This window comes from Streptomyces mesophilus (assembly GCF_040300965.1).
GTDB lineage: Bacteria > Actinomycetota > Actinomycetes > Streptomycetales > Streptomycetaceae > Streptomyces > Streptomyces mesophilus_A.
Window position 1 is genome coordinate 18577 of sequence record NZ_JBEPEW010000109.1, and the last position, 10289, is coordinate 28865.

General features: G+C 69.8%; 12 protein-coding genes and 1 pseudogene. 5 read left to right on the forward strand and 8 right to left on the reverse strand.

All coding sequences use genetic code 11. From position 1 onward, the window contains the following. Positions 1 to 56: 56 nt before the first annotated feature. Positions 57 to 998: an AraC family transcriptional regulator gene (locus ABT367_RS29845; RefSeq protein ID WP_352256375.1), complete on the forward strand. Its 942-nt coding sequence runs from the start codon at positions 57 to 59 to the stop codon at positions 996 to 998. 153 nt (positions 999 to 1151) lie between these two features. Then, positions 1152 to 1784 carry an SCO2400 family protein gene (locus tag ABT367_RS29850; RefSeq protein ID WP_352256376.1) on the forward strand — a complete coding sequence of 211 codons (633 nt, stop codon included), beginning with the start codon at positions 1152 to 1154 and terminating at the stop codon, positions 1782 to 1784. 66 nt (positions 1785 to 1850) lie between these two features. Here the strand turns inward: ABT367_RS29850 and ABT367_RS29855 are convergent, their stop codons facing one another. Together ABT367_RS29855 and ABT367_RS29860 are read right to left on the reverse strand one after the other, a co-directional pair. Beyond that, entirely contained in the window at positions 1851 to 2540 is a 690-nt protein-coding gene (locus ABT367_RS29855) for a hypothetical protein (RefSeq protein WP_352256377.1), read from the reverse strand. A 46-nt stretch (positions 2541 to 2586) separates the two neighbouring features. After that, positions 2587 to 3018 (reverse strand): MarR family winged helix-turn-helix transcriptional regulator, encoded by a 432-nt coding sequence (locus tag ABT367_RS29860; RefSeq protein ID WP_352256378.1) that lies wholly within the window; start codon positions 3016 to 3018, stop codon positions 2587 to 2589. A gap of 123 nt (positions 3019 to 3141) precedes the next feature. Between ABT367_RS29860 and ABT367_RS29865 the strand changes: the two genes are divergently transcribed. The 3 genes from ABT367_RS29865 (at position 3142) to ABT367_RS29875 (ending at position 5168) form a co-directional block, all read left to right on the forward strand. Then, entirely contained in the window at positions 3142 to 4161 is a 1020-nt protein-coding gene (locus tag ABT367_RS29865) for an NADP-dependent oxidoreductase (protein WP_352256379.1), read from the forward strand. A 73-nt stretch (positions 4162 to 4234) separates the two neighbouring features. Next, on the forward strand, positions 4235 to 4660 hold the full coding sequence (locus tag ABT367_RS29870; RefSeq protein ID WP_352256380.1) for an organic hydroperoxide resistance protein: 426 nt from the start codon (positions 4235 to 4237) through the stop codon (positions 4658 to 4660). Positions 4661 to 4772: 112 nt separating this feature from the next. After that, positions 4773 to 5168, forward strand: a complete 396-nt coding sequence (locus tag ABT367_RS29875) for a VOC family protein (RefSeq protein WP_352256381.1) — start codon at positions 4773 to 4775, stop codon at positions 5166 to 5168. 17 nt (positions 5169 to 5185) lie between these two features. Here ABT367_RS29875 and ABT367_RS29880 read toward each other — a convergent pair whose 3' ends face one another. The 6 genes and pseudogenes from ABT367_RS29880 to ABT367_RS29905 all read right to left on the reverse strand — a co-directional run. Continuing rightward, positions 5186 to 5569, reverse strand: coding sequence for a hypothetical protein (locus ABT367_RS29880; RefSeq protein ID WP_352256382.1), 384 nt, complete (start codon positions 5567 to 5569; stop codon positions 5186 to 5188). Further along, positions 5556 to 6314 (reverse strand): hypothetical protein, encoded by a 759-nt coding sequence (locus tag ABT367_RS29885; RefSeq protein WP_352256383.1) that lies wholly within the window; start codon positions 6312 to 6314, stop codon positions 5556 to 5558. The genes ABT367_RS29880 and ABT367_RS29885 overlap by 14 nt, the downstream gene beginning before the upstream one ends. A 112-nt stretch (positions 6315 to 6426) precedes the next feature. Further along, positions 6427 to 7044 carry a pentapeptide repeat-containing protein gene (locus ABT367_RS29890; protein WP_352256384.1) on the reverse strand — a complete coding sequence of 206 codons (618 nt, stop codon included), beginning with the start codon at positions 7042 to 7044 and terminating at the stop codon, positions 6427 to 6429. A 2-nt stretch (positions 7045 to 7046) separates the two neighbouring features. Further along, on the reverse strand, positions 7047 to 7739 hold the full coding sequence (locus ABT367_RS29895; RefSeq protein ID WP_352256385.1) for a hypothetical protein: 693 nt from the start codon (positions 7737 to 7739) through the stop codon (positions 7047 to 7049). A gap of 61 nt (positions 7740 to 7800) precedes the next feature. Further along, positions 7801 to 8490, reverse strand: a complete 690-nt coding sequence (locus tag ABT367_RS29900; RefSeq protein WP_352256386.1) for a hypothetical protein — start codon at positions 8488 to 8490, stop codon at positions 7801 to 7803. Between the two features lie 32 nt (positions 8491 to 8522). Next, positions 8523 to 10289: pseudogene (locus ABT367_RS29905) on the reverse strand (hypothetical protein); the annotation flags it as partial.

Below are 10289 nucleotides of genomic sequence, written 5' to 3' on the forward strand. Positions count from 1 at the left end.
GGGAAGAGACGATCCATGTCTGCCGGGCTCCCCGTTATGTCCTATCGTCTTGCCCCGTGGATGTATTGAGCGATGCCATCGCCGCCATGCGGATCGGCCGGCCGCACTCCTCCCGCAGCGTCGAGCGGGGACCCTGGGGCGTCCGCTTCCCTTCCTCCGACGGAGCGGGCTTCCATGTCGTCCTCCAGGGCTCCGCCTGGCTGCTCCCGCCCGCGGGCTCCGGCGCACCGGTCGCGCTCGGCCCCGGCGACATCGTCTTCATGGCCCACGGCAACGGTCACGGACTCGCCGACCACCCCGAAACACGCCTGGAAGACGCGCAGTTCAACCCCGACGGCAGCTGGATCGCACCACCTCGCCCGGACGGCCCCGTACAGCCCGGCGACACCCTGATGATGTGCGGCGCCTACCAACTCGACCGCCGCCGCGCGCATCCCCTTCTTTCCGCGCTGCCGCCGTACATCCACCTGCCCGCGCGCGTCGGCACGCACGACCGGCTGCGCTCGGCCGTCGGCCTCCTCGGTGCCGAACTGGCCGACCCCCAGCCCGGATCCGACGCCATCGTCCCCGCGCTCCTGGACTCGCTGCTGCTCTATCTGCTGCGCACCTGGTGGCTGACCGACCGGCCCGACTGCCCCGCGGGCTGGGCCGGTGCGCTGAGCGACCCGGCGGTGGTGGCCGCCCTGCGCGCCCTGCACGACGACCCCGCCAGGCCCTGGACGGTGGAGGAGCTCGGCGCACGCGCCGGACTGTCCCGGGCCGCGTTCGCGCGCCGCTTCACCACGCTCGTCGGCCAGCCGCCGCTCACGTATCTGACCTGGTGGCGCATGACGCTCGCGGGCCGCGCCCTGCGCACGGGCGACGCCCCGCTGCGCATTCTGGCCCAACAGGCCGGCTACACCTCGGAGTTCGCCTTCGCCAAGGCCTTCAAGCGGGAGTACGGGGTCGCCCCCGGCCAGTACCGCAAACAGGGCGCACCCCTGGCCCGTACCGCCTGATCGCTTCATCCCTTACGGGGAATCCGCGACGGTCTCATCGGGCTCCGTGTCGCCTCATCCGTCACCTCACGCCACAGGACTCACTGTTTGCCACAGAACTTTCACAGCGCCTGCATCTGCCGTTACCGCAGGTGGGCCTAGCCTCCCCACACCATGGACTACTGCCACCCCTGCCGCCGCCACCTCAACGGCGCCCTGGCCTGCCCCGGCTGCGGAACCCCCGTCGACGCCGTGCGCCGGTACGCCGAGGAGGTCGCTGCCGCCGAGGCGGCTCCGGAGTCGGACCGTCCCGACGAGCAGCCGTCCGGCACCCGCTCCCACCGCGGCTCACGCGCCCCGCGCTCGCGCGCGTCCCAGCGCGCGCACCGCCGCAAGCGGCACAAGGTGGTCCTGATAACGGCCGGTCTGGCGCTCGCGGCGGGCGGTCTGAGCCTCGCGGAACTGGGCACGGAGCACCCCTCGGAGAACGTGGCGGCCCCGTCGTCGTCCCCGGACCGTTCCGAACCGGACCCGTCCACGTCCTCCTCCTTCGCAGGGACCGGCAGTCCGAGCGAGGGACCCACGGCGACCGCGCAGCCCACCCGTCAGCAGGCCGAACCGAGCGCCTCGCCATCCTCGTCCGCTCCCGTCCGGAGCCCGGACGGCGGCTCCTCGACCCTCGATCCGGCGCCGTCCGACGACGATCCGCCTGCCACGAGCGCGCCCCGCCCGACCCGCACAGCGAAGCCGAAGCCCCGGCCGACCCCCTCGAAGGACTGCGAACGCTTCCTCTTCTGGTGCACGTGAGCCTTCAGCTACTGGTGCGCGTGAGCCTTCAGCTTCCGGTGCGCGTGAGCCTTCGGCGGCGGCAGGTCACCAGTCGACGTGCGCGGTGATCCACCGCGCCAGCGCCTTCTCGTCCTCGGCGGGCGGCAGTTCGGGCCCGCAGTCCAGCGGGGTGAGCGACAGCTGGAGATGCGTGAGATAGCCGTACGGCCCGTTGTCCGCGTGCGGACCGAGGACCAGGGCGTGGGTGGCGGTGCGCCAGATCCGGTGGGTCATCGCGGGTCCGGTGACCACGGTGGCGTCGCTGACCACGGTGCGTTCGGGCGCCCGGCCCAGCTCCTCGGTCACGGCCTGCGCCGCCTGGGCGAGCACGGCCTCGCAGTCCGCGGCGGTGGCAGGGCGCAGCCCCCTCCAGCCGGGCTGCGCTTCCCAGTCGTCCATCTCCCCGAACAGCCAGGGGCCGTTGGTCATCTCCTCATCCTCCGGATCGACGGGATAGAGCTCGCCGAAGGCCAGGAGGTGGAGCCCCTCAGGGTCACCGAAGGGTTCGTAAGGGCTGTCGCAGCAGTACGCATGCCCGTGCCCGGTCCGCATGTACCCGTCGAAAACGGCGTCGTCCGTGGTCCAGCCGCGCCGGGCCAGCTCGGCATCGGTCGCGTCCTCGTCCTCGCGCAGCTCCGTCGCGGCCGGCAGGGCGAGCAGCTCGGCGACGGCCTCGGGCGTCAACGGGCGGTGGGCCAGGGCGTGTACGGGCAGATCAGGGGCGGGTATCGACATGCGGGCCACTCTAGAAGGGGGCACCGACAGTCATGCGTACGCGATCTCAGCCCAGCATCCGGGCCAGCAGATCCCGCAGCACCACCCGCTCCTCGTGCGAGAGCTCGGCCAGCGGTTCGCGGGCGAAGGCCAGACCGTCGCGCAGCTCGCGGGCCGTGCGCCGGCCCTCGTCGGTGACGGCCGCGAGCTTCACCCGCCGGTCCTGCGGGTCCGGGCGCCGCTCCACCAGGCTCCGGGCCTCCAGGCGGTCGATGATGCCGGTGACATTGGACGGCTCGCACTTCAGCCGGACCGCGATCTTCCGCATCGGCAGCGGTTCGAGCGTGAGCAGGGCCAGGACCCGCGCCTGGGCGCCGGTCAGCGAGTGCGCGCCCGCCGCCCGCTCGTACTCCTCGTGGTAGCGCGCCACCACGGTGCCGATCAGCTCGACGACCTCGATGGTGAGCGGGTCGACACGGGGTACTCGGGTGGTGGCCATGCTCACCAGGGTACCCATTTACTTGACAACATGAAATATCCAGCCGCATGGTTGTTTCAGTACCTGAAGTAATAAGCCGACCGGGCGCGACCACAGCCCGGACCGTCTGGAGGGCCGCCGCACATGTCCACTCTTCCCGCCGTATCCCGCGCCTGGCACCTCGTCGCCCGCCCGCACGGCTGGCCCAAGACCGAGGACTTCGCGCTGCGCGAGACCCCGCTCGACGCCCCCGCCGAGGGCCGGATCCTGGTGAAGAACCTGCACTTCTCCGTGGACCCGTACATGCGCGGCCGCATGAACGACGTGAAGTCGTACACCCCGCCCTTCCAGCTGGACCAGCCGATGGACGGCGGCGCGGTGGGCGTGGTCGTCGCCTCGAACGCGGAGGGCTTCGCCGAGGGCGACCACGTGCTGCACGGGCTCGGCTGGCGTGACTACGCGGACGTGCCCGCCAAGCACGCCAAGAAGGTCGACCCGGACGTGGCCCCCCTCTCCACGTACCTCGGCGTACTCGGCATGACCGGCCTGACCGCCTACTCCGGCCTCCTCGAGGTCGCCTCCTTCAAGGAGGGCGACGCGGTCTTCGTCTCCGGCGCGGCCGGCGCGGTCGGCAGCCAGGTCGGCCAGATCGCCCGCCTCAAGGGCGCCTCGCGCGTGATCGGCTCCGCGGGCTCGGACGACAAGGTGAAGCTGCTCGTCGAGGAGTACGGCTTCGACGCGGCCTTCAACTACAAGAACGGCTCCGTGGCCGAGCAGCTCAAGGCCGCCGCCCCCGACGGCATCGACGTCTACTTCGACAATGTCGGCGGCGACCACCTCGAAGCGGCCATCAGCCGCCTCAACGTGCACGGCCGGATCACGGTCTGCGGACTGATCTCGCAGTACAACGCCACCGAGCCGCCGGCCGCCCCGCGCAACCTCGCGATGCTGATCGGCAAGCGCCTGCGCATGCAGGGCATGCTCGTCATGGACCACCAGGACATGGCGCCGCAGTTCATCCAGGAGACGGCCGGCTGGATCGCCTCCGGAGAGCTCAAGTACCGCGAGACCTTCGTCGAGGGCATCGAGAACGGTGTGGACGCGTTCCTGGGCGTCCTGCGCGGTGACAACACCGGAAAGATGATCGTCAACCCGGTCAAGTAATCTCTGCCCAGAGAGCCTGTCAGGGTCGTGGGCGCGAGCCCGGCGGGCACACAACAGGAGGAAACGCTCTTTCATGGCTATCCAGCAGTCGGACGTCAAGTACACCGCCGTCGCCACCGCCGAGAACGGCCGTGACGGCCGCGTCGCCGCCGAGTCCGGCAACCTCGACGTCGTCGTGAACCCGCCCAAGGAGATGGGCGGCTCCGGCGCCGGCACCAACCCCGAGGAGCTCTTCGCCGCCGGTTACGCGGCCTGCTTCCAGGGTGCGCTCGGCGTCGTCGCCCGCAACGAGAAGGCCGACATCACCGGCTCGCGCGTGACCGCCCAGGTCGGCATCGGCCAGAACGACGAGGGCTTCGGCATCATCGTCGCCATCAAGGCCACCATCCCCACGGTCGACATCGCCAAGGCCCAGGAGCTCCTGGACAAGGCCCACCAGGTCTGCCCGTACTCCAAGGCCACCCGCGGCAACATCGAGGTCACGGTCGAGGCCGTCTGATCCGCCGCAGCCTCCGCTCGACGACGGCCGCTCCCGTGATCCGGGAGCGGCCGTTGTCATACGTCCGTGTTCTCATATACGCGCAAGAGCAAGCCACTTGGAGGGGGACCCCATGACCACACTGCGCGTGAAGGCTTTCGACCACCTGGTCCTGAACGTGACGGATGTCGAACGCTCGCTGGCCTTCTACACGGGCCCGCTCGGCCTGGAGCCGGTCCGCGTCGAGGAGTGGCGCGAGGGCAAGGTCCCCTTCCCGTCGGTCCGTATCGACGCATCGACCATCATCGACCTCTTCGCGAAGCCGCGCGGCGAGTCCAACATCGACCACATCTGCCTGACCGTGGAGCCGCTGGACTGGCAGCAAGTCATCGACTCGGGCACCTTCAAGGTCCTCGAAGGCCCGGTCCCGCGCTTCGGCGCCCGCGGCTCGGCCCAGTCCATCTACATCGAGGACCCGGACGGCAACACAGTCGAACTGCGCTGGTACCCGCAGGACGTCGAGGACTGACGGGGTCCTGAGGTCTGTCACCACCGATCGGCGACGTACGCGGACAGCGCAGCGAGCCGATCGGTGTCCTCGGGCGTCATGAAGTACCCCGCCTCCCGGATCTCCCGCAGGAACTCATCGGGCAGTGTCAGGTGATGCGTCCGCACGTAGAACCAGAGATCGCCGCGCCACATCCACTCCCCGTCGCTGTACACGGAGTCCCCGCCGAGCACGCTCCGTCCGCTGCCGAGCACGTCCTGGGACGAACCCATGGCGCTGAACAGCAGGTGCCCGGCACGGAGATACCGCAGAACCTGCTGCTCGTCCTCGTACGGCCCGGGGGAGAGGTGGTCGCGGATGCTGCCGCGTGGGGGCCCGTACGAAGGGGCCCAGAGCTCCTCGTAGAAGTCAGCGATCTTCATGTTGCGTTTCCGGACGGCTGGGCCACCCGGCACCTCCGGCGTTCTTGAGGTGCTCGCCGAAGGACCGGGCTTCAGGGCACTGCGAGCGCTGGACCACGGCGGCGGCGTGCCGCAGGGTGCGCCCGGACGCTTCCTCGGCAAGGACATCGCGCGCCAGACGTACCGCGAGCGGTCCGTCGACGGTTGCCACCGCGGCGGCCAGGTCGACGAGTTGAGTGGCCAGGTCGAAGGGGGCCTCGGCGATGCGCGGCAGGCCACGGCGGACAGCGGCCTCGATGTCCGGGACAAGGGCACGCACCGCCTCGGCATCCAGCTGATCGGCCAGCTTCTCGTCGAAGTACTCCCGGTCGGCGATCCGCACCAACGCCCGGAATGCTGCGACCCGTTGTCCCGCTGTGCCCTTCTCGCCAGCCAGCACATCACTGTCCGACACCGCGAGCGCCAGCTGCGCGAACGTGCTGTCCACGGAGAACTTCCGGTCGATCAGCGCCCCGTACCAGGGCGCCTGCTCAGGGGTGGCGGCAGCTGCGATCACCGCCTCGTACCCGGCAGGCTCGGCCCACGTGGTCAGCGCGACACAGGCGAGCAGCCGCTCCCGCTCCGTCCCCGAACCCAGCAGCGCGACCAGACGAGGCACCCTGGCCCGGTGCCTCGGATCGTCGAGTCCGTCGTAGAGAACGTCCTCGAAGTCCGCACCGGTCTCCCCGTCGAAAGACGTCCCGAGCAACTCCACGAACCGGCTCACGTGGTGCCCTGCCCGTCCACCCGTCCGCCCGTGGAGTGAGGACGGCCGCCTCGCCGCGCCTGACCCTGTTCCATGGCCTGAGCGTAACGGCGGCGATCACAGCACTCGCGCCTCAGCGGCGGATGACCCTGACGTCGCCGCCTCGCTCGCGGAACCACTCTTCGAGTTCCACTCCTCCAAGAGTGCGGCTCCTTGTGCCCTCGACCAGTTCCACCGGCCCGAAGACGGATCCTCGCATTCCCCGCACCACGGTGTTCTGGTCCAGCCGTGCCTTGAAGGAGTTCTCCTCGACGGTGGCATCGGTGAGGTCGGCGCCGCGCAGATCCACGTCGATCAGGGATGCGCCCCCCATCGTGGCGCCGCGGAAACTCGCTCTCGACGCGTCGACGCCGTAGAGGGATGCCTTGACGAGGTCCGTCCCGTCCAGCTTCGCGCAGTGCAGAACGGCCTCGTCGAGGTTGGCCCGTACGAACGTGGCACCGGCCAGATCGGCCCCGGAGAAGTCGGCGCCTTCGGCATCCGTACGGTAGAAGTCCGCTCCGGCGCACCGGGCACCGTGCAACGTCGCGTTCGAGAACCACGACTCGGAGAAGTCCCCACCGGACAGGTCGGCTCCGCTCAGATCGAGTCCGATGGCATCGAGCCCACCTCGACGGCCGCTGCCCAGCCACTCCCGCAGTCTGTCCGCAGCGGTGGCATCGACCGGGTAGGCGTTCGGAGCCCACGGCACGGTTACCCGTCTCTCTTCGGCAGCGGCCGGCGCGTCGAACTCACCCGTCCGCTGCCGTACAGGACCTCGAAGCTGTCCCAGACGTCCGACGCGCTGCCGCCGGGGTCGAAGTAGTTGTCGATGCCGGTCTCGGAGGGCTTGGCGAACCAGGTCGGATCGTCCGGATCCGTCTCCGCACCCAAGGCGTCGGCGAGTGCGGCGAGTGCGGCCGTGAGGCGGGGTGCGTTCGCCGCGTGGACGCCGGCCTGGGCGCGGCCCTTCAGGTCGTACGGCAGCCAGAAGTCCCCATACGTGACGAGGTCCGTGGTGACATAGCCGGCATACGCGGAACTGCCGAGGCGGAACAACCCGTCCTGGACCTGCTCCTGCCCTCGCACTCCCACCACCGTGCCCGACAGACCGACGGAGGCATGCACCGACCCCGCCTCCCCGGCCATGCGAGATTCCTCGATGCCGGCGGCGAGCGCCCTGTGGTCGACCGAGCCGACGATCGGCGTATCACCCTCGTGGAGAAGGGAGTTGGAGGCACCCGCCTTGCGAAGGGTCACGTGTGCCCGTGGCGTTCCGACCGCGAGCCGATGTTCGGCGAGCACGCGGTACGCGGCCGTCACGGCACGCAGACATGCCTCCACGAGGTCGGGGGTCTCCTCGTCCCGGCCCCACGTCCAGCGGGCCACAGCGCTGCTCGCGATCACGGCGCCCCTCTGCTCACGACTGTGTGCCGTCGACTGGGACGGGAACAGCGTCCCCGCGCGTTCAATCCGCGAGCTCCCGCAAGGCGCGCTCACCGGGCTCGGTCGCGGTCAGGCGGGCTGCTGCCCGGTCCGCCCATCCCGGATCGGACCGCCTTGCCGCCTGCACCATGAGGGCGACCTGGAGCCCCAGGTCGAAGGAGACCGCGCGGTCGGCCTCAAGGGCGCCGATCGCGCGCTCCACGGCGGAGCGGATCTCCGGCAGGCACGCCGTCACCAGGTCGGCCCGCAGAAGTGCGCTGACCTTGCGATCGAGTTGCACACGGTCCGCCGAGGACAGAAGCGCGCGCGCCGCGGCGAGCCGGCCGTCCGCCGTACCGCGTTCCTCGACCATGTCCGCACTGTCGCCGACCGCCTCGGCGAGCAGGCCGAAGGTGTCGTCCACACCGCGGAACCGGTCGTACGAGGCGCCCTTCCACGGCACTGACCCAGGCGACGAGGCGGCGTCGGTCACCGTCGCGTATCCGACCGGATCCGCCCACCGGGTCAGCGCCAGACAGGCGAGGAACCTTCCGACGGCATCCGCCCCGGGATCCTGCAGAATCGCAGCGAGCGCCGATGAGCGTTCGGCATAACCGCCGTCGAGGCCCTCGCTGATGACGTCATCGGGGTCCGCGGCCATCCCGTCGAAGTCGGTGTACAGCAAGGCCGCCAACTCAGGGCCGGGCTCCCACGATTCAGCCTTGTCGGACATACATGCTCCTGCTCTCGTGCTGCACGGGCGGCCTACGGCTGTCGCGTCGTCGGGTACGGGCCCTGCACGTACTCCTTGGGTACGACGCCGCTGATCAGCCATTCTCCGTCACGCCGGGTGTTGAGGAGGGCCATTACGCGCCTGTACACCTTGTCCGTCTTTCCCTTGCTGAGGCCGAGATCCTTGACGAACGCGGTGACCGCGTCGGTGTCCGATCCCTTGAGCGTCGCGGGCACCGCGACCTCCTTGCCGGCCACCTTGTTGATCTCGTCCCCGATGGACCGCTGGATCTGTTCCGGGCGCAGGACCTGGACATCGCGCACCTTGCCGGAGGCGATGTCCGCCTCGAGCCGTCGGTAGTCGATGCTGACTTCCTGCTCGCCGTAGATCTTGCCCGTGCCGTCCTTCGGGGCGAAGGAGGTGAACTGGCTGTTCTGCTTGGCGACCGGGTTGGAGCCGCCGAGGACGTGCTCGAGGGGCGTGATGGCCCCTTCCGGATTCGCGGGGACGATGCCCTGGTCCGGATCGAAGCGGGACTTGCGCAGACCGAACTCGTTGTGGGTGGCGCTGAAGTCGTTGTCCTGCCGGATGATCAGTGGTTCGTCGTCACCCGGACTCTTCGGAGGCAGGCTGTCGTCAGCAGTCGTCGCGGCGTCCGCGGAACCGTCCCCGGGCTCTGCGGGAGTCTGATCGGCACCGTCGTCCGTGGTGCGGGCGGCGTCGTCCGCGGCACCGTCGGCTGAATGTGTCCCTGCCCCGGCCGCGTTGTCGGCGGTGTCGGGCACGGCGCCGACGAGGGCGGGTTCGCGAACCGGCGTTTCGATACGGGGCAGTTCGGCCGGGTTGGCGTTGGAGTCGAGCGGCTTGGGGGCGTCGTCGGCGTGCTGGATGACGGTGCCCTGGCCGTCGAGAATGTTGCCCTTGGGGTCCATGTACTGGGCCGGGATGCCTGCCTCGGTGGGCAGTTTCACCGTGCCCTGGGGGACGGTGACCGTGCCCTCGGGCAGCTTGAAGTTCCCGTCGGAGAGCTTGACCGCACCTTCGGGGATCGTCGCCCCGGCGGGGATGTCGAAGGTGCCGTCGGGGAGCTTGACCGCTCCTTCCGGCAACTCGAAAGCGTTCGCGGGCAGGGGTGGGATGTCGATGGTGCCGACGCCCTTCAGCCCGGCCATCACATCGCCGAGTTTGGTCAGTCCGGCGCCGCCGGCCTTGGTGATGTAGGTCATCGGATCGATGGCCTTGCCCGCCTTCGACAGGGCACCAAGGGTTTTCGCGACCGCGCCGGCCTTGCCCGCGCCGGCGACTCCGGCGCCTGCGCCGCCGGTGAACACGGTGGTGACCACGTTGAACGTCACGGCTCCGGCGGCGCGGGCGGGGTTCTTGCCCCACTCGTCCCAGGCGACCAGGGCCTTGCCGGTCTCCTTCACCGCGGTACGCGAATCACGCAGCCAGGAGGGGAGTTTGTCGTCCGGCGCCATCATGTACGCCGCCCCGACGACGGGCACCGACATGATCAGCAGGCCGGTCGCGAGTTGTGCGAGGCCCTTCCAGGCCTGCCCCATCGCATCGAGTCCCTGGAAGCCGACCAGGGTGCCGAGGCCTTTGATGGTGCCCCAGATCCCGTCGACGATCAGGCCGTCCCAGACGAACGACTTCACCCAGTGCCCGACCTCATACCAGTGATGCGACTCCTCCTCCGGAGTACCCCACGGGACTTTGGCGTTTTTGAGGTCGTCGGCGCTGTAGCCGTACATGTTGTCTTTGTTGGACCCGTCGTTCGCCACGAACTGAGTCCCACC